This is a genomic window from Brevundimonas sp. BAL450, from assembly GCF_015767455.1.
GTDB classification, from domain to species: domain Bacteria; phylum Pseudomonadota; class Alphaproteobacteria; order Caulobacterales; family Caulobacteraceae; genus Brevundimonas; species Brevundimonas abyssalis.
On the sequence record NZ_JADWOW010000062.1, the window covers coordinates 36,618 to 59,847 of the forward strand.

The window sequence follows — 23,230 nt, forward strand, 5'->3', positions numbered from 1 at the left end:
TCGATGAGACAGTTGCTGATGGGCGCCGCCATGGCGCTGGCCCTGGGCGTTCCTGCGGGGGTGCTGTTCGCCCCGGCGCCGGCCGCGGCGGTGGTGCAGGCCCAGGCCGAGGAGGCCAGCGTTGAGCGCACGGCCACGGGGGTGATCGTGACCCCGTCCGAGGGTCCGGCGCGGCGGGTGCGGCTGCGGGTCATGGGACCGCGCATCATCCATGTGACGGCGACGCCGGAGGCCGATTTCGCCAACCTGCCCGACAGCCTGATGGTGACGGCGGAGCCCGCCGGGGCCGGGTTCGAGGTGACGACGCGGGGCGGCCATGTCTTCGTCTCCACGCCGGAGATGACCGCCGAGGTGTCGCGCGCCACGGGCCGGGTGCGGTTCCTGGATGCGGCGGGCGAGGTGATGCTGGCCGAGCGCGAGGGCGGGCGCGAGATCAGCCCGTTCATGGTCGAGGACCAGGACGGGGTGCATTCGTTCCACTCCGTGCGTCAGCTCTTCGACGCGGCGCCGGACGAGGCCATCTATGGCCTGGGCCAGCACCAGCAGGGGCTGATGAACCAGCGCGGCGCCGATGTGGAGCTGACCCAGCACAACATCGATTCCGGCGTGCCGTTCATGACCTCCAGCCGCGGGTATGGCGTGCTGTGGGAGAACAACAGCCTGACCCGGTTCGGCGACCCGCGCGAATACGGCATGCTGGACCAGCGCCTGATCGTGCGCGACTCCGAAGGCAATTTCGGGGGGCTGACGGCCAGCTATTTCCAGGACGGGGAGCTGGCCCTGTCGCGCATCGAGAACCAGATCAACTACGAGTTCATCCGCGATCACCAACGCTGGCCGCCGGGTTTCAAGGTGCAGCCGGGCCAGCCCGCGCAGGTGGGCGACATGGGCCGCTCGGGCCAGCCCGGCGTGACGGTGAGCTGGGAAGGGACGATCGAGCCGACGGTCTCGGGCGAGCACAAATTCCGCCTGTACGCCTCGTCCTACGTGAAGGTCTGGGTCGACGGCGAACTGGTGATGGACCGCTGGCGCCAGAACTGGAATCCGTGGAACCACGACTTCCAGATCCAGATGGAGGCCGGGCGCCGGGTTCCGATCAGGGTCGAGTGGCTGCCCAACGACGGCTACCTGGCGCTGCGCCATCTGGACCCGCTGCCGGCCGAGCAGGATGAGGCCCTGTCGCTGTGGTCCGAGGTCGGCCATGCGGTGGACTACTATTTCGTCGGCGGGGAGGATCTGGATCAGGTGATCGCCGGCTACCGCGACCTGACCGGCGACGCGGTGATGATGCCGCGCTGGGCCTATGGCTTCTGGCAGAGCCGCCAGCGCTACAACACCCAAGACGAAGTGCTGGCGGTGGCCGAGGGCTATCGCAGCCGCAATCTGCCGATCGACAACATCGTGCAGGACTGGTTCTACTGGCCCGAGAACGCCTGGGGCAGCCACGAGTTCGAGGCGTCGCGCTTCCCCGATCCGGGCGGCATGGTCGACCAGCTGCACGACCAGAACATCAACATCATGATCTCGGTCTGGCCCAAATTCTATCCGACGACCGAGCACTACCGCGAGCTCGAGGCCATCGGCGGCATGTACACCCGCAACGTCGAGGTGGGCGCGCGCGACTGGGTCGGGCCGGGCTACGCCAACAGCTTCTATGATCCGTATCACGAGGAGGCGCGGGCGCTGTACTGGCGCCAGATCCGCGAGCATCTGCACGGGCTGGGCTTCGACGGCTGGTGGCTGGATTCGGTGGAGCCGGACATGCACTCCAACCTGGACCGGCGCGAACGGACCCTGCGCATGGGTCCGACGGCGGCGGGCCCGGCGGCGCTGGTGTTCAACTCCTATCCGCTGGTCAACGCCGAGGGCGTCTATGAGGGCCTGCGCGAGGCCCAGCCGGACCGCCGCGCCTACATCCTGACCCGCGCCGCCTGGGGCGGTCTGCAGCGCACGGCCTCGACCCTGTGGTCGGGCGACGTGGTGCCGCGCTGGGACGATCTGCGCGAACAGATTTCCGCGGGCGTGCAGGTGGGCCTGTCGGGCATTCCCAACTGGACCCACGACATCGGCGGCTTCTCGGTGGAGACGCGCTACACCACCGAGGACATCACCCCCGAGGATCAGGCCGAGTGGCGCGAGCTGAACCTGCGCTGGTTCCAGTTCGGGGCCTTCACGCCGATCTTCCGCTCGCACGGCGAGTTCCCCTACCGCGAGATCTGGGAGATCGCGCCGGAAGGCACCGAGGTCTATGGGGCGCTGAGCGACTATCTGCGTCTGCGCTACCGGCTGATGCCCTATATCTACACCCTGGGCGCCGAGGCCTATCACCGCGACGGCACCATCATGCGCGGACTGGTGATGGACTTCCCCGACGACGAGCGGGCCCGCGAGGTCAACGACCAGTACATGTTCGGACCGGCCTTCCTGGTCGCCCCGGTGCATGTGCATCACGCGCGCAGCCGTGAGGTCTGGCTGCCCCAAGGCGCGGACTGGTACGACTTCAACAGCGGCGCGCGGCACACGGGCGGTCAGGCGATCACGGCGGAGGCGCCGCTGGCGCGCATGCCCCTGTTCGTGCGGGCCGGGTCGATCGTGCCCACGGGCCCGGCGATCCAGCACACGGCCGAGGCGCTGGACGGCCCTATCACCCTGAACGTCTATGTGGGCGCCGACGGCGCGTTCGATCTCTATCAGGACGAGGGCACCACCTACGGCTATGAGCGCGGGGCCTTCGCCACCATGCCTATCGCCTGGGACGACGACGCAGGCGTGCTGACCCTCGGCGCCCGCCAGGGCGACTATCCGGGCATGCCCGCCAGCCGCACGGTCCATGTGCGCTTCATCGACGGAACGGGCGAGGCGCCGTGGACCGTGGACGCCGCGCCGCAGCAGACGGTGGAGTATGCGGGGCAAGCCCTGACCATCCGGCGATAGGGCTTTCGCCGCCGGAGAATCCGGGCGACCATCCCTGCGAGCAATCGGGGGATGGTCCATGTGGGTGCTTCTGGGGATCGCGGTCGTGGTGGCCGGGTTCGTGCTGCGGCTCAATCCGCTGCTGGTGATCCTGGCCGCGGCCCTGACCACGGGCGTGGCCGGCGGGCTGGGCCTGGTCGAGACGGTCGAGGCGTTCGGGTCGGCGTTCAACGACAACCGCTACATCTCCATCGTCTGGCTGGTGCTGCCGGTGATTGGTCTGCTGGAGCGCTCGGGGCTGCAGGAGCAGGCGCGCATCCTGATCGGCAAGGTGCGCGGGGCCACCACCGGGCGTCTGCTGCTGGGCTATTTCGTGGCCCGCCAGGTCACCGCCGCCCTGGGGCAAACCAAGCTGGGGGGCCATCCGCAGATGGTGCGGCCCCTGATCGCGCCCATGGCCGAGGCGGCGTCAGAGACCCGGCACGGACCCCTGCCGGACGCCGTGCGGTTCCGCATCCGCGCCCATTCAGCCGCGGCGGACAACATCGCGCTGTTCTTCGGCGAGGACATCTTCATCGCCATCGCTTCGATCCTGCTGATCAAGGGCTTCCTTGAGCAGAACGGCATCATCGTGCAGCCGCTGGAGCTGTCGGTGTGGGCCATCCCGACGGCCATCGTGGCGCTGCTGATCCACGGCACGCGGCTGGTGCTGCTGGACCGGCGCATCGCGGCGGAGGTGGCGAATGCCAGACCAGATGAGGATGCGGCAGGGGAGGTCAGATCGTGATCACCCTGCAGTGGATCTACATCCTGGCCGGGGCGGTGTTCGTCGCCTTCTCGGTGCTGAGCGCGGGGGATCGGGAGAACCCGAAGCGGTTCAAGAACACCGCCTTCTGGGGCCTGCTGGCCGTCAGCTTCCTGTTCGGCGGCTATTTCAGTGATCTGATGAACGGGCTGCTGGTGATCGGTCTGGTGCTGCTGGCGGGCATCGGCGGGCTGGGGCAGGGCAAGCCGCGCACAACCTCGCCGGAGGAGCGGTCGGACTCGGCGGTGAAGTTCGGCAACCGGCTGTTCATTCCGGCCCTGATCATTCCGGTGACCGCGCTTCTGGGCACCCTGTGGCTGGCCGAGGTGGAGATCGGCGGGACCCCACTGTTCGACCCGCGCGACCCGACCCTGATCGCGCTGGGGCTGGGGGTCGTGCTGGCCATCGGCGTGGGCATGGCCATGCTGAAGCCGCCGGTCATGGCGCCGCTGCAGGAAGGACGGCGGTTGATGGACGCGGTGGGCTGGGCCGCCATCCTGCCCCAGATGCTGGCGGCGCTGGGCGCGGTCTTCGCCCTGGCGGGGGTGGGCGAGGTGGTGGGTGGCCTGATCGCCGACGTCATCCCCATGAACGCCAGCCTGATCGCGGTGGTCGCCTATTGCGTGGGCATGGCCCTGTTCACCGTCATCATGGGCAACGCCTTCGCCGCCTTTCCGGTGATGACCGCAGCCGTGGGCCTGCCGTTCGTGGTGTTCCAGTTCGGCGGCAACCCGGCCATCGTCTGCGCCATCGGCATGCTGGCGGGCTTCTGCGGAACGCTGATGACGCCCATGGCGGCGAACTTCAATGTGGTGCCCGCCAACCTGCTGGAGCTGCCGGACCGCAACGCCGCCCTGAACGGGGTGATCCGGGCCCAGATTCCGACCGCCCTGATGATGCTGGTGGCCAACATTCTCCTCATGCAGTTTCTGGCGTTCCGCTTCTGATGACCACGCTGACCCCCGACATCGCCGCCCTGTACGCCCGCGCAGCCCTGGGCCATGTGACGCGCGAATATCCCAACAAGATGGATCATGTGCTGGCGGGGCCCGAGGATGTGCAGGGGCCCCGCGCGCTGCACCCCATCTTCTTCGGCAGTTTCGACTGGCATTCGTGCGTGCACGGGTGGTGGACCCTGTTCACGGTGCTGCGGCTGCATCCGGACATGGACGAGGCGGCGGCCATCCGGGCGCTGGGCGACGAGCTGTTCACCGAGGCCAATGTGGCGGCCGAGCGCGCCTATCTGGACCGGCCCACCAGCCGGGGGTTCGAGCGGCCCTACGGCTGGGGCTGGCTGCTGGCTCTGGCCGCGGAACTGGACCGGCACGATACGGATGAGGGGCGGCGGTGGGCGGCGACGCTGAGGCCGCTGGCCGAGGCGTTCCGGGACCGGTTCATGGCCTATCTGCCGCTGGCCACCTATCCGGTGCGGGTGGGCACGCACTACAACACCGCCTTCGCCCTGAGCCTCGCGATGGACTGGGGCGACGCGGAATTGAACGCCCTGATCCGCCGCAAGGCCGCCGCCTGGCACGGCGAGGACCGGGCCTGTCAGGCGTGGGAGCCGTCGCAGGACGAGTTCCTGTCGCCCGCCCTGATGGAGGCGGAATTCATGCGGCGGGCGACGGCGCCGGACGCCTTTGCGGCGTGGCTGGACGGCTTCCTGCCCGGACTGGCGGCGAGAGAGCCCAAGACCCTGTTCACGCCCGCCAGCGTCAGCGACCGGACCGACGGCAAGATCGCCCATCTGGACGGACTGAACCTTTCGCGCGCATGGTGCTGGCGCGGGATCGCCGGGACGATGAAGTCCGGGGACCCACGCCGCGCCGTCGCCCTGAAGGCCGCCGACGACCATCTGGCCGTCAGCCTGCCGCAGGTGACGGGCGACTACATGGGCGAGCACTGGCTGGCCAGTTTCGCCCTGCTGGCCCTGCTGGCCGGACACTAACGGGAGGAGGACCCCATGCGCCTGAAGGCGATGATTGCGGCCAGTGTTCTGGCTCTGAATGTTAGCGCTAACGCATATGCGCATGAAGCACAGGAGCCGTCGGTTCCGCCGGTGCGGCTGAGCCAGGTCGGCTTCGAGACGGACGGGCGCAAGATCGCGGTGGTCCCCAGCGAGGCGACGGCGCCGCTGGACTGGCGGGTGGTGGATGGCTCCGGCGCCGTGGCGGCGTCAGGGACCAGCGAGCCGTTCGGCATGGACGACGCCTCGGGCCAGGCGGTGCACCGCATCGACTTCAGCGGCGCGACCAGGGCGGGCGAGGGCTATCGCCTGATCGTCGGCGACATGGAGAGCCGGCCGTTCGCCATCAGCGAGCGGCCCTGGGCCGGGCTGGCGGCGGATGCGGCGAGCTATTTTTACCAGAACCGCAGTGGGATCGAGATTGCGGCGGCGCATGTGGAGCGGCCCGATCTGGCGCGCCCCGCCGCCCACGTGGACGAGACCCTGACCTGTTTCGCGGGCGAGGACATGCACGGCAATGTCTGGCCGGGCTGCGACTATGCGCTGAACGTGGGCGGCGGCTGGTACGATGCGGGCGACCACGGGAAATATGTGGTCAACGGCGGCATCGCCCTGTGGACCCTGCTGAACGCCCACGAGCGTTTCGGAGCGACCACCTACGCCGACGGCGCCCTGGCCCTGCCGGAGGCGGGCAACGGCGTGGGCGACCTGCTGGACGAGGCGCGCTGGCAGATGGAGTTCATGCTGGCCATGCAGGTCCCGGAGGGCGCGCGGCTGAGCGTGCCGGTGGGCCGGTTCGGGCGCGGCGCGACGCTGACCTTCACCGAGATCGACGCGGGCGGCATGGCGCACCACAAGGCCCATGACGTGCGCTGGACGGCCCTGCCCATGGCGCCGCACGACGATCCGGAGACGCGCTTCCTTTATGCGCCGTCGACCGCCGCGACCCTCAATCTGGCGGCGACCGCGGCGCAGTGCGCGCGGGTCTGGCGTGAGGTGGACCCGGCGTTCTCGGCGCGCTGCCTGACCGCCGCGCGGCGCGCCTTCGCGGCGGCCAAGCGCAATCCGGAGATCTACGCCGTGGGCCAGTTCCACGGCGGCGGCGACTATGGCGACGGCGATGTGCGCGACGAGTTCTACTGGGCGGCGGCGGAGCTCTACGCCGCGACGGGGGAGGCGTTGTTCGAGGAGAGGATCCGCGCTTCGCCCCACTGGCTGGGCGCGCCGGGCGACGTCCGGGCCAACACCGGGCACATCAGCTGGCCGTCCGTGGGCGCGCTGGGGACGATCACCCTTGCGACGGTCGAGACCGGACTGGACGAGGCGGAGGTGGCGCGGGCCCGGGCCGCCCTGATCGGGGCGGCGGACCGCTATCTGGCGCTGCGGGACAGCGAGGGCTACGCCATTCCCTACGGGGCGGGCGACTACACCTGGGGCTCCAGTGGCGACATCCTGAACCGGGCCATGATCCTGGCCGTGGCTCACGACCTGACGGGCGAGGCCAGGTACCGCGAGGCCGTGGTGGATGCGACGGACTATCTGCTGGGCCGCAATGTGCTGGACCAGTCCTTCGTCAGCGGCTGGGGCGCGCGGCCCATGCAGCATCCGCACCACAGGTTCTGGGCCCCGTCGCTCGGGGATTATCCGGCGCCGCCCGCGGGCGCACTGTCGGGCGGTCCTAACGCACGCTCCATGGCCGATCCGGTGGCCCAGGCCATGCGTGGCACGTGTGCGCCCCAGGCCTGCTGGGCCGACGATGTGGAGTCCTATGCGCTGAACGAGGTGGCCGTGAACTGGAACGCGCCGCTGGTGTGGGTGGCCGCCTGGCTGGATCAGTAGCCGGCGTTCCAGGCCGTGACGAAGGCATGGGCGCGCTCGCCCACTTCGGCCGCGCCCATGCCGGGCTTGTAGAGCGCGGAGCCGATGCCGAAGCCCGAGGCGCCCGCGCGGCGCCAGTCGGCCAGGGTGTCCGGCGCCACCCCGCCCACGGCGTACAGACGCGTGTCGGACGGCAGCACAGCGCGCAGGGCCTTGAGCCCGGCGGGCCCGGCGATCTCGGCGGGGAACAGCTTCAGGGCGTGGGCCCCGGCGGCCAGGGCCGCGAACGCCTCGGTGGGGGTGAAGACGCCCGGCAGGGACAGGGCCTGCAGCCGCCGGCTCTCGGCGATCACCGCCGGGTCGGCGTTGGGTGAAATGATCAGGCGTCCGCCCGCCTCCACGGTCTCGCGCGCGGCCCTGGGAGTCAGGACCGTGCCGGCGCCGACTACGGCGCGGCCCTCGAAACGCCCGGCCAGAATGCGGATGCTTTCCAGCGGCCGGGGCGAGTTCAGCGGGACCTCCAGCACCCGGAAACCCGCCTCGACCAGGGCGTCGCCCACGGCGGGGGCCTCCTCCGGCGTCAGCCCGCGCAGGATGGCGATCAGGGGCAGGGCGTCCAGGGTCTCGATGTCGGTCATGCGGTTTCCTTCCACAGACGCCACAGGCCGCGCGTGACGGCGGCCTCGGGATCGACCGGCGTCGAGGCCCGTCCGGCGCGGGCCAGGGCGCGGCCGTAGCGGTCGTTCAACACGGGGGCGCCGATCAGGTGAACGGGACCCGCGAAGCCGCCGCCCGCGCCCGCGATCTCGGCGCCGATCAGCAGGCCCGACAGATAATCGGGCGCGGCGCTGGGCGCCAGACGACCGTCCAGCCCGGCGGTGCGCACCGAGAACAGGGCGGCGGTGAGGGCGGGATCGGCGAGCCCCCGATCCACGCCTTCGTCGAAGGCGGCGGGGTCGAACGGGCCTTCGGTCATGGTCCGGCCGAGGATGGAGTGGGCGCGCAGCACGGCGAACAGTTCGCCGGTCATGACGGTGCGCAGGTCGGTGATGCGGCCGCCTTCCATGCGCACCCATTTGGAATGGGTGCCGGGACAGACCGCCACGCCGTCGGTCAGGGCGCCGAGCACTTGAACCTCTTCACCGCGCATGACGTCGATCAGCCGGCCGTCCGCGCGCTTGCAGACGCCGGGGACGATGCGCACGCCGGGCGCGGCCCCGGTCAGGTGCGGGGTCAGATCGGCGAGGGCGGCGGGCATCTCCACATAGGGCGCCTCGACCCAGCCGCCGCGCGCGCCGGCCATGCCGCAGATCAGCACCGGCGCGCTGTCGGCTCGCCAGTCCCTGACCACATCGTCCAGCACGGCGGCGAAGGCGTCCGGCGACAGGCCCGCCGCGCCGCGGTCATCGGCGCGACGGTCCAGCACCGCGCCCTCGCCGTCGAGGGCGAAGGCGCGCAGGTTGGTGCTCCCCCAGTCGACGCCGACCAGGGCGATGCGCGACGTGTCGATCATGCCCGCCAGTCTAGTCGGTCGGGCACACCGCGTCGCCTTCGTTGGAGGCCAGCCGCACGTTCTCGAAGCTTATGGAGAAGCCGGACTCCGTGCTGAGGCCGAAGGGCTCGGACACCTCGGCCACATTGGCCCCCGCCTCGCGCAGGCAGGACAGGCGCACCTTGATCTCGCGCCATTCGCCGATGGGCGCGGCGCCGAAGATGCGGGTCATGTCGACCATGCCTTCGTCCAGCGTCAGGAACACGGGGCCTGTGGGCGCCGCGTCCACGCGGTAGCGGAAGCCGATGGCCATCTCGCCGTTAGTCTGGCGGGTCAGGTCCACCGGGGCGGCCGAGATGTTGGCCACGCCGCCGCCGCCGGAGAACACCAGGGCCCGGGCCGATTCCTGGGCCGAGCCGTCGGCGGAGCGCACGGTCACGCCGTCGCGCGGGCTGGCGCCGGAGGCTTCCTGACCCAGGCGCCGTTCGCCGCCCGCGTCGCGCAGGGCCAGCGACCACGGCGGGGTGAAACGGCCTTCGGTGAAGTAGCGGTCCGGATTGGCCGCCGCCCCGGTGACGCCGGACTCTTCGCTCAGTTCCGGGACCTCGCCCGGCCGGGCGTAGGACAGGCCGTGGCCGTAGGCGAACAGGGGGTCGTAGTCCGCATCGCCCGCGTTCAGCGGCCCTTGCACCGCCGTGCGCGGCCAGGAGAAGGACAGGGTTCCGGTGAAGTCGTGGCGCGGGGCGCCCGAAGTGTCCCCGATCAGCACGTCGGCGATGCCGCCGCCCTCGGCGCCGGGCAGCCAGGCGGCCACGAAGGCGTCGGAGGCGTTGATCTCGGGATTGGTCCACATGGGCCGGCCGGAGAGGAACACCGAGACGGTGGGGATGCCCTGGGCCTGCAACGCGCGCAGGGTCTCCAGCGGCTCTTCCGGGACGAAGTCCAGATGCTCCACGTCGCCCTGGAACTCGGCGTAGGGCGTCTCGCCGAAGACGACGATGGCCACGTCGGGACGGGCCTCGAACGACCCGTCCGCCGACAGGGTGGCGGCGCCGCCCGCTTCGGTTACGGCCTCCTCGATCCCTTCCCAGATGGACTGGCCGTTGGGGAAGTGTTCGCGCCGGTTGCCCGTGCCCTGCCAGGTCAGGGTCCAGCCCCCCGAGGCCTGGCCGATGTCGTCGGCCGCCGCTCCGGCCACCAGGATGTTGGCGTTCGCACGGATCGGCAGGACGCCGTCGTTCTTGAGCAGCACCAGCGACTGGCGCACGGCGTCGCGGGCCACGGCGCGATGCTCGTCGGAGCCCAGATGCTGGAACTGGCCTTCCAGGGCGCGGCTGGCCGGACCTTCGGGCTCGAACAGGCCGAGCTTGACCTTGACCCGCAGGATGCGGCGCACGGCCTCGTCCAGACGCGCCATGCCGATCTCGCCGGAGCGGGCCTGTTCCAGGGTGTTGTGGTAGAGGGCGCGCCAGCTGTCGGGCGCCATGAACATGTCGATGCCGGCATTGAAGGCGGCGGCGCAGCTTTCGTTGGAGCAGCCGGGAATCTGGCCGTGGGCGTTCCAGTCGGAGACCACGAAGCCGTCGAAGCCCAGCGGGCCGCGCAGCACATCGGTCAGGATGGTGGGATTGCCCGTGTGCTTGGCGCCGTTCCAGCTGGAGAAGCTGGCCATGACGGTCAGGATGCCCGCGTCGATGGAAGGCGGATAGCCGGCTGCGTGGATGTCGATCAGCTCGCGCTCGGTGATCTGCGCGTCGCCCTGGTCGGCGCCGTTCAGGGTGCCGCCGTCGGCCAGCCAGTGCTTGGCCGACCCCGCGATGCGCCCGGCGGCCAGGGGTTCGCCCGACTCCAGCTCGCCCTGCAGGCCCAGGGTCACGGCGCCCGCATAGGACGCCACGATCTCGGGATGCTCGCCGTAGCCCTCATAGGCCCGGCCCCAGCGGTCGTCCCGGGGCACGGCCACAGTCGGACCAAAGGTCCAGTCGGCGCCGGTGACCGCCACCTCGAGCGCCGTGACCTCCGCGATGCGGCGGATCAGGTCGGGATTTCGCGCGGCGCCCAGGCCGATGTTGTGCGGGAAGAGGGTGGCGCCCACCACATTGTTGTGGCCGTGCACCGCGTCGATGCCGAAGATCAGGGGAATGGCCGTCCCGCCACGCGCCGCCGCCGCCTCGCGGAACGCCACCGCCAGATCCAGCCAGGCCTGGGGCGAGGCGTAGGCGTCACCGCCCGGCTCGGAATTGCCCCCTGCCAGGATGGAGCCAAGGGGATAGGTCGCAAGGTCTTCAGGGGTGATGGCCGAGATGTCCGCCTGAATGGTCTGGCCGACCTTCTCCTCCAGCGTCATGCGGCTCATCAGCTCGGTGATGAAGGCCTCGGTCGCCGCGTCCGTGATGGCGTCCGGCGTGGCGCTGGCGGGCCAGTTGGCCGGATCCGCGCGGGCGTCGTCGGGCAGGGGGATGTCCGCGCCGGCTGGAACCGGGTCGGGCAGATCGACCGATTGCGCCGAGGCGCAGGCGGCGGCGGACAAGGCCAGGACGGCCGTGGTCGCGGTCAGGAAGCGGCGGCTATGGATCATCAGGACCTCCCCAGGACTGATTTTTGGCGGGCGGACAAAGAGACGGCGCGACCGCGGGTGCGATCGCGCCGGAAGTTCGCTCAGGGTTCGGACGCAAACACGCGGGTCGTCACGCGAGGAAGGCTCAGGGGAAGGGCGCGGCCGTCGGCCATGCAGATTTCACTCCCCCGGAGCCGGCTCGACTGGCGGCCCTCGTTTTTACCAGTGCAAACTTGATGCATGGGTGGCAATCGTGTCAACTGTTATTCCGTTAGCGCTATCACTGTCGCGCGAGAACGCCGGAACGGCAACCGCGATCTGAGGCCCTGGGAGGGACCGCCATGTCTGCACGTTTGAAGGTCGTTCTGTTTCTGGCTCTCCTGTGGCCGGTCACGGCGACGGCGCAGGATGCGGACTATGTCTGGCGCAACGTAACGGTGGGCGGCGGCGGCTTCATTCCCGGCGTGGTGTTCAGCCCTGTAGAGCCGGGTCTGGCCTGGGCGCGTTCGGACATGGGCGGCGCCTATCGCTTCGACGCGGCGCGGGACCGCTGGATCCCGCTGCAGGACGACGAGGTGGAATCCAGCTTCTACGGCGTGGAGAGCATCACTCCGGACCCGGTCGATGCGGACGTGGTCTATGCGGCGGTGGGCATGCACCGGGGCGGGCGGGCCGCCATCCTGCGCTCGGCGGACCGGGGCGAGACCTGGGCCACCCATGCCGTGGACTTTCCCATGGGGGGCAATGAGGACGGGCGGGGTCTGGGCGAACGGCTGGCGATCGATCCCAACGACACGGCGGTGCTCTATTTCGGCTCGCGCCACCACGGACTTCAGCGCAGCGGCGATCATGGCCGGACCTGGCGGCGGGTTGAGAGTTTTCCGCACGCGGGGCTCGGCGTCCCGCCCCAAGGCCAGCCCACCAATCCGGGGGTCAGCTTCGTCCTGTTCGACGGCCGAAGCGGCGCGGCGGGGCAGGGCAGCCGGGTCATCCTTGCGGGCGTGGCGGACGAAGGCGCGCAGGGCCTCTATCGCTCGGATGACGGCGGAGCGACGTGGCGGCGGCTGGACGGCGGGCCCGACGGCCTGTCGCCGGTCAAGGGCGTGATTGACGGGCGCGGCGTGCTCTACACCACCTGGACCCGGGGCGTCGGGCCGAACGGGGTGACCGACGGGGCGGTCTGGCGGCTGGACCTGGACGGCGGCGACTGGCGCGACATCACCCCGCCCCACGAGCAGGGCAGCGGCGGATTCATGGGCGTCGACGTGGCGCGGGGCGAACCGGGCGTGGTGGTGGTCTCGACCCTCAACCGCTGGCGGCCCGGCGACACCCTGTGGCGCACCACCGACGACGGCGAGAGCTGGACCAGCCTGCGCGAACAGGCGGTGCGCGACGTGAGCGAGACGCCGTTCCTGTACTGGGGGCGCGACGAGCCGGACTTCGGCTGGTGGATCGCGGCCCTGGCCATCGACCCGTTCGATGCGGACCACATGATCTATGGCACCGGGGCGACACTGTACGCCACGCGCAATCTGGGCGCCGTGGATCAGGGCGCGCCGACCCTCTGGCGGCCGTGGGTGGCCGGCATCGAGCAGACCGCCGTCATCACCCTGGTCAGTCCGCGCGAGGGGCCGCCCCTGCTGACCGGGTTCGGCGACATCTCCGGCTTTGTGCACGAGGATCTTGAGACCTCGCCGAGGCTGCAGTTCACCACCCCGGTGTTCGGCAACACCAATGTCATCGACTACGCCTGGCATGCGCCCAACGTGGTGGTGCGGTCGGGCACGCCGCACGAGGGCGTGGGGTCGGACGATGCGGACGGCTCGACCCTGGCCTGGTCGGACGACCATGGGCGCAGCTGGCGGCCGCTGGGCCGGCCGGCGCCCGCCGCCGATCCGGAGGTGGCGCAGAACCCCCGCATGGACCTGTACCGCGATGCGCCCATCACCGTGTCGGCCGACGGCGAGACCTTCGTCGTCGCCACGCCCCGCCCGATCTTCAGCCGCGACCGGGGCGCGACCTGGCGGGCAGTTCAGGGCCTGCCGGTGCTGGCGCGGCCGGTGGCGGACCGGCATGATCCGCTGCTGTTCTATGCCCTGGACTTCGCCTCGGGCGACTGGTTCGTCAGCGTGGACGGGGCGGCGACCTTCGCCCCCGTGCCCAGCCGGGGCCTGCCCGATGAGCTGTGGCGGGACCAGCCCCACTGGCGCGAGATCGCCTTTCCCCTGCGCGCCACGCCGGGGCGCGACGGCGACCTGTGGTTCGTGTCCACGCGCGGCCTGTTCCGCTCCATCGACGGCGGCCAGCGGTTCCAGCGGGTGGACAGCGATCTGGCCGTGCGGTCCATGGACTTCGGCGCACCCATGCCGGGGCAGGACTATCCGGCGCTCTACGCCATCGGCGAGCGGGACGGGGTGCTGGGCGTCTATCGGTCCGACGACGCGGGCCGATCGTGGCTGAGGGTCAATGACGATCGGCACGAATATGGCCGGCGCTATCGGGCGGTGGCGGGGGATCCGCGCATCCCCGGCCGGGTCTATGTGGCCACCGACGGCCGGGGCGTGGTTTATGGAGAACCGAGATGACCGATGGATTGTCCAGACGCGGCCTGCTCGCCGGCGCTGGCGGGCTGGCTCTGGCGGGATGCGCCACGGTCCCGGCGGCAGCTGGTCCGTTCCGGGCGGACTGGGACTCGCTGATCGCGGGCTACCGGACGCCGGACTGGTTCCGTGACGCCAAGCTGGGCATCTGGTCCCACTGGGGTCCCCAGTGCGTGCCCGAGGCCGGCGACTGGTACGGCCGCCAGATGTACCAGCAGGGCAACCCCGTCTACGACCACCACGTGGCCGCCTACGGGCACCCGTCCGAGTTCGGCTTCATGGAATTCATCGGGCGCTGGCGGGCGGACGCCTGGAGCCCGGAGGCGCTGCTGGACCTCTATGAGGCGGCGGGGGCGAAATACATCGTCTCCATGGCCAATCACCACGACAACCTGGACATGTTCGCCAGCGCCCACCACGACTGGAACACCACCCGCGTGGGGCCTGGGATCGACATCGTCGGCACATGGGAGCGGGCGGTGCGGGCGCGGGGGCTGCGCTTCGGGGTGTCCAACCACGGCGCCCACGCCTGGCACTGGTGGCAGACGGCCTATGGCTATGATCCGGAGGGGCCGCGCGCGGGCGTGCGCTATGACGCCGCGCGGCTGCGGCGTCAGGACGGGGTCGGGACGTGGTGGGACGGGCTGGACCCGCAGGCGCTGTACACCGGGGCCACCATGGCGCCCCCGGACGGCATCGACAGCATCGCTGCCATGAACGCCTTCCACGACGCCAACAGCGGCCAGTGGATCGAGACCATTCCCGCCGACAACCCCGGCTTCGCGGCGAACTGGGCGCTGCGGCAGCGGGATCTGGTGGATCGCTACCGGCCCGACTTCGTCTATTTCGACAACTACGGCCTGCCGCTGGAGCACCACGGGCTGGAGGCGGCGGCGCATGTCTACAACGCCTCGCTGAACTGGCGTGGCGAGCTGCCGGTGGTGACGGGCAAGCGGCTGACCGTCGACCAGCGCAGGGGCGTCACCGAGTCGGTGGAGCGCGGCTTTCTGACCGAAATCCGCGACGAGCCCTGGCAGACCTGCACCTGCATCGGCGACTGGCACTACAATCGCGCCCGGTTCCGCGACCGCTCCTATGTGCCGGCGAAGGCGGTGATCCAGCGACTGGCGGATGTGGTGTCCAAGAACGGGACCCTGCTGCTGAGCATTCCGCAGCGCGGGGACGGCTCCATCGACGCCGAGGAGCAGGCGATCCTGCGCGACATGGCCGCCTGGATGGCGGTCAACGGCGAGGCCATCCACGGCACGCGGCCCTGGCGCGTCTGGGGCGAGGGGCCCACCGAAATCCGTGAAGGCATGCATGGCGAGGGAGCCGTGGGCCCCTTCACCGCCGCCGATGTGCGGTTCACGACGAAGGGGGATGCGCTCTACGCCATCGCCATGGACTGGCCCGAGGACGGGCGGCCCCTGCGGATCGCCAGCCTGGGCCGCCGCGCCATGGACGGTCGGGCGGTTCAGGCGGTGGAACTGCTGGGCGCGGGCGGCGCGGCCTTCGAGCAGGCCGACGACGCCCTGACTGTGCGCCTGCCGGAGACGCGCCCGGTCGCCTTCGCCCCGGTGCTGACGGTGCGCGGCCTGATCTGACCCGCCTTCCGGCCATTGGCGCCGGGGAAAGCCTGTGGAATGGTAGCGATAACAAGAAGCGTCAAAAGACGCCGATGATCGCCGCTCGGGCGACGGGAGGACGACCATGACGCGGGCCCTGCTCGCCGCGATGATCGCGGCCGCTCTGTTCCTGACCACGGCCGCCGGGGCGGCGAAGGCCGAGGACGGCTATGACCTGTGGCTGCGCTATCCGCCGGTTGAGGCGGACGCGGCGGCGGATTATCGGGCGTCGGCGACGCTGCTGGTGGTCGCCGGCGAGTCCGCGACGCTGGGCGTGGCGGCGGATGAACTGGAGCGCGGGCTGTCGGGCCTGCTGGGGGCGACCCCGGAACGGGCGGGCGCGGTCAGCCGCGACGGGGCCGTGCTGGTCGGGCGCGCGGGAGACGCGGCCGTCGCGGCGCTGGGGCTGGATCTGTCCGGGCTGGGCGCCGAGGGCTATGTGATCCGCAGCGTGATTATGGACGGCCGTGCGGCGACGGTGATCGCGGGCGGCGGGGACGCGGGCGCGCTGTATGGGGCGTTTCACTTCCTGCGGCTGATCCAGACGCGGCAGGCGCTGACGAATCTGGACATCCGCGAGGCGCCGGCGGTGAACCTGCGCCTGTTGAACCATTGGGACAATCTGGACCGGACGGTGGAGCGGGGATACGCGGGGCAATCGCTGTGGGACTGGCACAAGCTGCCCGACCATCTGGACCCGCGCTACACCGACTACGCCCGGGCCAACGCCTCCATCGGGATCAACGGGACGGTCATCAACAACGTCAACACCGATGCGCTGAGCCTGACGGGGCCGTGGCTGGAGAAGGCGGCGGCGCTGGCCGGCGTGTTCCGGCCCTATGGCATCCGGGTCTATCTGTCGGCCCGGTTCTCGGCGCCGGTGGAGATCGGCGGGCTGGACACGGCCGACCCGCTGGACCCTCGTGTGCAGGCGTGGTGGCGGGCCAAGGCCGACGAGATTTACGCCCTCATCCCCGACTTCGGCGGCTTTCTGGTGAAGGCCAATTCCGAGGGGCAGCCGGGACCGCAGGACTACGGGCGCAGCCATGCGGACGGGGCGAACATGCTGGCCGACGCGGTGGCGCCCCACGGCGGCGTCGTGATGTGGCGGGCCTTCGTCTATGATGACGGCGTGCCCACCGACCGGGCTATGCAGGCCTGGGACGAATTCGTCCCGCTGGACGGCCAGTTCCGCGACAACGTCATCGTTCAGGTCAAGAACGGCCCCATCGATTTCCAGCCGCGCGAGCCCTTCCATCCGCTGTTCGGGGCGACGCCCGAAACGCCGCTGATGATGGAGTTCCAGATCACCAAGGAGTACCTGGGCTTCGCCACTCACCTGGCCTATCTGGGGCCGCTGTACGAAGAGGTCCTGGACGCCGACACCCATGTGCGCGGGCCGGGCTCGACGGTGGCGGAGGTGGTGGACGGCTCGCTGTTCGGCCACCGGCTGACCGGCATGGCGGGGGTGGCCAATACGGGCAGCGACCGGAACTGGTCCGGCTCCCAGTTCGACCAGGCCAACTGGTATGTGTTCGGGCGGCTGGCGTGGGATCCCGGACTGGGCGCGGAGGCGATCGCCCGCGAATGGGCGGCCATGACCTTCACGCCCGATCCGGCCTTCGTGGAGCCGGTGACGGCCATGATGATGGGGTCGCGCGAGGCGGTGGTGGACTACATGACGCCGCTGGGCCTCAACCACCTGATGGCGACCGGGCACCACTACGGGCCGGGGCCATGGGTGGACGACCTGCCGCGGGCCGACTGGAACCCCACCTATTTCCACCGGGCGGACGCGGAGGGCATCGGGTTCGACCGTACGGCCTCGGGCAGCAATGCGGTGAGCCAGTACGCGCCGGACGCAACGGCCCGCTTCGCCGATCCGGCGCAGATCGACGAGCGGTTCCTGCTGTGGTTCCACCATCTGCCGTGGGACCATCCCATGCCGTCCGGACGGCCGCTGTGGGACGAGCTGGTGGCGCGCTATGACCGGGGCGTCGATGCGGTGGGCGAGATGCGCCGGACATGGGCCGGGCTGGCCGATCACGTTGACGCGCGGCGCCATTCCGAGGTCGCCGACTTCCTCGCCATTCAGGAGGACGAGGCGCGGTGGTGGCGGGATTCGTCCATCGCCTACTGGCGCAGCCTGAACGGCCTGCCGATGCCTGAGGGCCATGCCCCGCCGGCGCATGATCTGGCGCACTACCGGAACCTGAGTTTCCCGCATGCGCCGGGACATTGGGACTGAAAAACAGTGCAATCGGCGTGCAACTTTTTCGATTTTCCTGAATGAATTCAGCGAAATTGAATTTCGCCGTTGCACTCCGCGGACGCGGCATAGCGGCGCCGGGCGACTGACTGATCGCGCTTGGACGTGGGCGGGGCCGGGTTGGACGAAGGGCATCCGGCCAGTATGGGGCGCCCGGAAGCAGGGGGGGGCAAAAAGGGGGCTGCGCGGCCGCACACCCTTGTCCGGCAAGGCATTGGACTGCGGAAATGCGGGATTCCGCTTCCTTCGCGCCTGAGGCACGGATCAGGGCTTGCCGTATCCCCCGCCGCCCGGCGTTTCGATGATGAAGACGTCGCCGGGATCCATGTCCGCGCGGGCGGTGGAGGGCAGGTCCTCTGTGCGGCCGTCGTGGCGTTCGATGCGATTGACGCCGGTGGCGCCCGGCTCGCCGCCGTTCACGCCGAAAGGCGGGACGCGGCGGTGGTTGGACAGGATCGAGGCGGTCATGGGCTCCAGGAAGCGCAGGCGCCGAACGGTTCCGTCGCCGCCCCTGTGCGCGCCCGCGCCGCCGGAGCCGCGTCGGATGGAGAATTCCTCCAGCAGAACGGGGAAGCGGCTTTCCAGCACCTCGGGATCGGTCAGGCGGCTGTTGGTCATGTGGGTCTGGACCGCGGCGGCGCCGTCGAAATCCGGGCCGGCGCCCGAGCCCCCGGCGATGGTCTCGTAGTACTGGCGCGCGTCGTCGCCGAAGGTGAAATTGTTCATGGTGCCCTGGCTGGCGGCCAGCACGCCCAGGGCGCCGTACAGCGCATCCACCACCGCCTGGCTGGTCTCCACGTTTCCGGCCACCACAGCGGCGGGATGGCGGGGGTTCAGCATGGAGCCTTCGGGCACGATCAGCTCGATGGGTTTGAGGCAGCCCTCGTTCAGGGGAATGGCGTCGTCCACCAGGGTGCGGAAGACGTACAGGACCGCCGCGCGGGTGATGGACAGGGGCGCGTTGAAATTGGTCGGCCGCTGGCCGCTGGTCCCGGTGAAATCGACCACCGCACGGCGTCCGGCGGGATCGATGTCGATGGTCACGCGGATAACCGCGCCGTCGTCCATTTCGTAGTCGAAGGCGCCGGGCTTCAGGGCGGCGATGGCGCGGCGCACGGCCTCCTCGGCGTTGTCCTGGACGTGGCCCATGTAGGCGGCGACCACCGGGCGGCCGAACTCGTCCACCATGCGGATCAGCTCGTCGGCGCCGCGGGTGCAGGCGGCGACCTGGGCCATCAGGTCGGCGAGGTTCTGGTCGACGTTGCGCGACGGATAGCGGCCCGAGGCGAACAGGGCGCGGGTTTCGGCCTCGCGCAGGGCGCCTTCGTCGATCAGCAGGAAGTCGTCGATCAGCACGCCTTCCTCGTCCACCGTGGTGGAGTCCGGGGGCATGGAGCCGGGGGTGGTTCCGCCCACGTCGGCGTGGTGGCCGCGCGCGGCGACGAAGAAGGCGGGGGCGTCGTCGCCCTCGAGGAACACCGGCATGATGACGGTGATGTCGGGCAGGTGGGTGCCGCCGTTGTAGGGGGCGTTGAGCATGTAGACATCGCCGCGCCGCATGCCCCTCTCTTGGCCTCGTCCATCTGAACGCTGGCGGATCACGGTGCGGATGCTCTCGCCCATGGAGCCCAGGTGGACGGGGATGTGCGGGGCGTTGGCGATCAGGGCGCCGCCGGCGTCGAAGACGGCGCAGGAGAAGTCCAGCCGCTCCTTGATGTTCACCGAATAGGCGGTGGCGCGCAGGGCCTCGCCCATCTGTTCGGCGCAGGCCATGAAGCGGCTGTTGAACACTTCCAGCAGGATGGGATCAGCCTCGGTCCCCAAGGCCGTGCGGGCGGGCAAGGGGACGACGCGCTTCAGGATCAGATTGGCGTGGGCGTCCACCGTGGCGCGCCAGCCGGGCTCGAGCACCGTTGTCCCGGTGTCCTCCAGAATGATGGCGGGGCCGTCCACGGCGGCGTCGGCGTCCAGGTGCTCGCGGCGCCAGACGGGCGCGTCGTGATCGGCGCCGGCCATGCGGACGGGGACGCGGGCGACGGGCTCGGCGGCGGTTGCGGGGGGCGGGGCCAGATCGCCCGCGCCCTGGTCAGAGGCGGCGACGGCCTCGACCTCCAGCGTCTCCACCACCAGAGGCTTGCCCTCGGCCACGAAGCCGAAGCGGCGTCGGTGGGCGGTCTCGAAGGCGGCCGTCATGGCGTCGGCCGGGCCGAAGGTGACCGTCAGCGGCGTGTCGGTTCCGGCGTATTTGATCTCGGCGCGGGGCAGGGTCTGCAGGGCGGTGTCGGCGAAGCCCTGGGCGGTCAGTTCGGCGCGGGCGGCGGCGTCCAGATCGGCGACGCGGGCGGCCAGGTCGGGGTCGTTGTCGGGCGACAGGGGCAGGGCGGCGGTGGCCTGGCGGATGGCGCGAACTTCGGCCAGACCCATGCCGTAGGCCGACAGCACGCCGGCGAACGGGTGCAGCATCACCGTGGTCATGCCGAGGGCGTCGGCCACCAGACAGGCGTGCTGGCCGCCCGCGCCGCCGAAACAGTTCAGGGCGTAGCCGGTGACGTCGTGGCCCCGGCTGATGGAGATGGCCTTGATGGCCTCGGCCATGTTCTGGACCGCGATGGCCACGAAGCCCTCGGCCAGATCGGCGGGGGCGAGGTCGCGGCCGGTTTCGGCCTTCACCTGATCCGACAGGGCGGCGAAGCGCGCGCGCACCACCTCGGCGTCCAGCGGCTGGTCCGCCTCGGGGCCGAACACGGCGGGGAAGAACTCGGGCCGCAGCTTGCCCAGCATGACGTTGCAGTCGGTCACGGTCAGGGGGCCGCCCCGGCGATAGGCGGCCGGTCCGGGCACGGCGCCGGCGGACTCCGGCCCGGCCCGCATGCGCCCGCCCTCGAAGCGGCAGATGGAGCCGCCGCCCGCCGCCACGGTGTGGATCGACAGCATGGGCGCGCGCAGGCGGACCCCGGCCACCACGGCGTCAGAGGTGCGCTCGTACTCGCCCGAAAAGTGGGAGACATCGGTGGAGGTGCCGCCCATGTCGAAGCCGATGACGCGCTCGAAGCCGGCCTGACGCGCGGTCTCGGCCATGCCCACCACCCCGCCTGCGGGACCGGACAGGATGGCGTCCTTGCCCCGGAAGGCGTCCGCCGCCGTCAGGCCGCCGGAGGACTGCATGAACAGCAGCGGGACGTCGGGGCCCAGATCGGCGCCGACCCGGTCCACATAGGCGGCCAGCACGGGCGACAGATAGGCGTCGGCCACGGTGGTGTCGCCGCGCCCGATCAGCTTGATCAGGGCGCCCACCTCGTGGCTGACCGAGATCTGGGTGAAGCCGACCTCGCGCGCGATTTCCGCCACGCGAGTCTCATGGTTGGTGAAGCGCCAGCCGTGGACGAGGACGATGGCCACGGCGCGTAAGCCGGCGGCGTGGGCGGCGGTCAGGTCGGCGCGGGTCTTGGCCTCGTCCAGCGGACGGTCCACGGCGCCGTCCACAGTCAGGCGCTCGTCGACCTCGACCACGCGGTCATAGAGTTGGTCGTTCAGCTTGATGTGGCGGACGAACAGCTCCGGGCGGCTCTGCCAGCCGATGCGCAGGGCGTCGCCGAAGCCGCCGGTGATGGCGAGGACGGTGGGCTGGCCCTTGCGCTCGAGCAGGGCGTTGGTGGCCACGGTGGTGCCCATGCGCACGGCGTCCACCTGACCAGCGGGCACCGGACCGGGCGCGGCGTCCAGGATGCGGCGCACGCCCTCGGTGGCGGCGTCGGCGTAGCGCTCGGGATTGTCGGACAGCAGCTTGGTGGTGGTCAGGGCGCCGTTCGGCGCGCGGGCGACGATGTCGGTGAAGGTGCCGCCCCGGTCGATCCAGAAGCGCCAGCCGCTCATGCCGCCACCGCTTTCATGGACACGGCGGGGTCAGCCAGTTTCGCGCGGTCGACGGGGGTCGCCCTGGCGATGAGCTGCTTGCCCATCATGAACTCCGGCGCAGCGTTTACCGCCTCCACCGCGCGGACCCGGTCGCCCTTCAGATGGAACACGGCGAATTTGGCTGCGGCGGGATCGCCGCGCACCACCACGTCGTCGGCCTCGAAGGGCAGGCCGGCGATCTGGAGTTTGACGTCGTACTGGTCGGACCAGAACCAGGGCGTCTCGGGCGCGGGTGCGGGGCGGCCGGTGACGGCGGCGGCGGCCTGCTTGGCCTGCTCCAGCGCATTGGGCACGCTTTCGAGACGGAACGAGCGGTCCTCGTAGAGCGGCAGGGGGCGCCAAGTCACATCGCCGATGGCGAAGATGGCGGGGTCGCTGGTGCGGGCCTGATGGTCCACCACCACGCCGTTCTCACACGGGATCCCCGCCGCACGCGCCAGTTCGTCATTGGCCACCCCGCCGACGCCGATCAGGGCGATGTCGCAGGGGATGACACGGCCATCCTCCAGACGCACGCCGGTGAGGACGCCGTCCGCATCCTCGAAGCCGGACACGGCGGCGTTCAGTTCCAGCGATACGCCGTGGCCGCGGTGAAGATCCTGGAAGAAGTCCGACAGGGGGCCGCAAGCGACGCGGGCCAGACAGCGGGCCTCGCGCTCGATGATGACGGCCGCGGCGCCCAGGGCGCGGGCCGAGGCGGCGGCCTCCAGCCCCACATAGCCGCCGCCGACCACGGCGAGCCGCGCGCCCGGCTTCAGCACCGCCTTCAGGGCCTCGGCCTCGGTGAAGGTGCGCAAGGCCAGGACGCCGGGCAGGTCGGCGCCGGGAATATCCAGACGCCGGGCGCGGGAGCCCGTGGCGAGGATCAGGACATCGTAGGCAAGGCTCGATCCATCGTTGAGCGTGACCGTTCGGGCGTCGCGGTCGATGGCGACAGCGGCGGTTTCGGTGCGCAGGTCCACGTGGTTTTCGGCGTACCAGGAGGCGGGGCGCAGCTCGACCGCCTCGATGTCCGCCTCGCCCTTCAGCCAGGCCTTGGACAGGGGCGGGCGCTGGTAGGGGATGGCCGCCTCGTCGCCGATCAGGACGATGGGACCCTCATGGCCGTACTGGCGCAGGAACGCCGCCGCCGAGCCGCCTGCATGACCCGCGCCGACGATGACGATGCGGGCGTCGGCGGGATGGGCGGTCGTGTCGGTCATGGCGGTCCTGCAAGGCTGGTCGCCCGACATATGGCATGTGAGGCGCGCGAGACCACCCTTTGCGAATT

At 70.7% G+C, this 23,230-nt stretch carries 13 protein-coding genes; 8 read left to right on the plus strand and 5 right to left on the minus strand.

Annotated features, from left to right (window positions below; translation table 11 throughout):
• Nucleotides 1-3 precede the first annotated feature (3 nt).
• The 5 genes from IWC96_RS14940 (at nt 4) to IWC96_RS14960 (ending at nt 7,523) form a co-directional block, all read left to right on the plus strand.
• The gene (locus tag IWC96_RS14940) at nt 4-2,934 is read left to right on the plus strand and encodes a TIM-barrel domain-containing protein (protein WP_021695884.1); all 2,931 of its coding nucleotides are present in this window, start codon (nt 4-6) and stop codon (nt 2,932-2,934) included.
• Between the two features lie 58 nt (nt 2,935-2,992).
• Nucleotides 2,993-3,700, plus strand: a complete 708-nt coding sequence (locus IWC96_RS14945; protein WP_021695883.1) for a DUF969 domain-containing protein — start codon at nt 2,993-2,995, stop codon at nt 3,698-3,700.
• Entirely contained in the window at nt 3,697-4,665 is a 969-nt protein-coding gene (locus IWC96_RS14950; RefSeq protein ID WP_021695882.1) for a DUF979 domain-containing protein, read from the plus strand. The genes IWC96_RS14945 and IWC96_RS14950 overlap by 4 nt, the downstream gene beginning before the upstream one ends.
• Nucleotides 4,665-5,666, plus strand: a complete 1,002-nt coding sequence (locus tag IWC96_RS14955) for a DUF2891 domain-containing protein (RefSeq protein WP_021695881.1) — start codon at nt 4,665-4,667, stop codon at nt 5,664-5,666. The genes IWC96_RS14950 and IWC96_RS14955 overlap by 1 nt, the downstream gene beginning before the upstream one ends.
• 111 nt (nt 5,667-5,777) lie before the next feature.
• Complete coding sequence (locus IWC96_RS14960) at nt 5,778-7,523, plus strand: glycoside hydrolase family 9 protein (protein ID WP_242396992.1); 1,746 nt, start codon at nt 5,778-5,780, stop codon at nt 7,521-7,523.
• Here IWC96_RS14960 and IWC96_RS14965 read toward each other — a convergent pair.
• Genes IWC96_RS14965 through IWC96_RS14975 form a run of 3 tightly spaced genes read right to left on the minus strand, consistent with a single transcriptional unit; the run spans nt 7,517 to nt 11,572 of the window.
• Nucleotides 7,517-8,140, minus strand: a complete 624-nt coding sequence (locus tag IWC96_RS14965) for a 2-dehydro-3-deoxy-6-phosphogalactonate aldolase (RefSeq protein WP_021695879.1) — start codon at nt 8,138-8,140, stop codon at nt 7,517-7,519. The genes IWC96_RS14960 and IWC96_RS14965 overlap by 7 nt on opposite strands.
• Nucleotides 8,137-9,015 (minus strand): 2-dehydro-3-deoxygalactonokinase, encoded by an 879-nt coding sequence (locus IWC96_RS14970; RefSeq protein WP_196839218.1) that lies wholly within the window; start codon nt 9,013-9,015, stop codon nt 8,137-8,139. Before IWC96_RS14970 ends, IWC96_RS14965 begins: the two co-directional genes overlap by 4 nt.
• A 10-nt stretch (nt 9,016-9,025) precedes the next feature.
• Nucleotides 9,026-11,572, minus strand: coding sequence for an exo 1,3/1,4-beta-D-glucan glucohydrolase (locus tag IWC96_RS14975; protein WP_196839219.1), 2,547 nt, complete (start codon nt 11,570-11,572; stop codon nt 9,026-9,028).
• Nucleotides 11,573-11,892: 320 nt separating this feature from the next.
• Here IWC96_RS14975 and IWC96_RS14980 point away from each other — a divergent pair, with 320 nt between their 5' ends.
• From IWC96_RS14980 to IWC96_RS14990, 3 genes are all read left to right on the plus strand, one after another.
• A complete protein-coding gene (locus IWC96_RS14980; protein WP_196839220.1) occupies nt 11,893-14,136 on the plus strand; it encodes a hypothetical protein in 2,244 nt (747 codons plus the stop codon).
• Nucleotides 14,133-15,755 (plus strand): alpha-L-fucosidase, encoded by a 1,623-nt coding sequence (locus IWC96_RS14985; RefSeq protein ID WP_021695872.1) that lies wholly within the window; start codon nt 14,133-14,135, stop codon nt 15,753-15,755. Before IWC96_RS14980 ends, IWC96_RS14985 begins: the two co-directional genes overlap by 4 nt.
• A gap of 106 nt (nt 15,756-15,861) precedes the next feature.
• A complete protein-coding gene (locus IWC96_RS14990; RefSeq protein WP_021695871.1) occupies nt 15,862-18,024 on the plus strand; it encodes an alpha-glucuronidase family glycosyl hydrolase in 2,163 nt (720 codons plus the stop codon).
• Between the two features lie 285 nt (nt 18,025-18,309).
• On the opposite strand, the gene IWC96_RS14995 is transcribed toward IWC96_RS14990, so the two are convergent.
• Both IWC96_RS14995 and IWC96_RS15000 read right to left on the minus strand, forming a co-directional pair.
• Nucleotides 18,310-21,918 carry a hydantoinase B/oxoprolinase family protein gene (locus IWC96_RS14995; RefSeq protein WP_045318582.1) on the minus strand — a complete coding sequence of 1,203 codons (3,609 nt, stop codon included), beginning with the start codon at nt 21,916-21,918 and terminating at the stop codon, nt 18,310-18,312.
• Nucleotides 21,915-23,162 carry an NAD(P)/FAD-dependent oxidoreductase gene (locus IWC96_RS15000; protein ID WP_045318592.1) on the minus strand — a complete coding sequence of 416 codons (1,248 nt, stop codon included), beginning with the start codon at nt 23,160-23,162 and terminating at the stop codon, nt 21,915-21,917. The genes IWC96_RS14995 and IWC96_RS15000 overlap by 4 nt, the downstream gene beginning before the upstream one ends.
• Nucleotides 23,163-23,230: the final 68 nt, after the last annotated feature.

Excerpts from the sequence above, each read along its gene's own strand:
- IWC96_RS14940 (WP_021695884.1), top strand. The coding sequence starts at position 4 with ATGAGACAGTTGCTGATGGGCGCCGCCATGGCGCTGGCCCTGGGCGTT.
- IWC96_RS14945 (WP_021695883.1), top strand. The coding sequence starts at position 2,993 with ATGTGGGTGCTTCTGGGGATCGCGGTCGTGGTGGCCGGGTTCGTGCTG.
- IWC96_RS14955 (WP_021695881.1), top strand. The coding sequence starts at position 4,665 with ATGACCACGCTGACCCCCGACATCGCCGCCCTGTACGCCCGCGCAGCC.
- IWC96_RS14965 (WP_021695879.1), bottom strand. The coding sequence starts at position 8,140 with ATGACCGACATCGAGACCCTGGACGCCCTGCCCCTGATCGCCATCCTG.
- IWC96_RS14970 (WP_196839218.1), bottom strand. The coding sequence starts at position 9,015 with ATGATCGACACGTCGCGCATCGCCCTGGTCGGCGTCGACTGGGGGAGC.
- IWC96_RS14975 (WP_196839219.1), bottom strand. The coding sequence starts at position 11,572 with ATGATCCATAGCCGCCGCTTCCTGACCGCGACCACGGCCGTCCTGGCC.
- IWC96_RS14980 (WP_196839220.1), top strand. The coding sequence starts at position 11,893 with ATGTCTGCACGTTTGAAGGTCGTTCTGTTTCTGGCTCTCCTGTGGCCG.
- IWC96_RS14985 (WP_021695872.1), top strand. The coding sequence starts at position 14,133 with ATGACCGATGGATTGTCCAGACGCGGCCTGCTCGCCGGCGCTGGCGGG.
- IWC96_RS14990 (WP_021695871.1), top strand. The coding sequence starts at position 15,862 with ATGACGCGGGCCCTGCTCGCCGCGATGATCGCGGCCGCTCTGTTCCTG.
- IWC96_RS14995 (WP_045318582.1), bottom strand. The coding sequence starts at position 21,918 with ATGAGCGGCTGGCGCTTCTGGATCGACCGGGGCGGCACCTTCACCGAC.
- IWC96_RS15000 (WP_045318592.1), bottom strand. The coding sequence starts at position 23,162 with ATGACCGACACGACCGCCCATCCCGCCGACGCCCGCATCGTCATCGTC.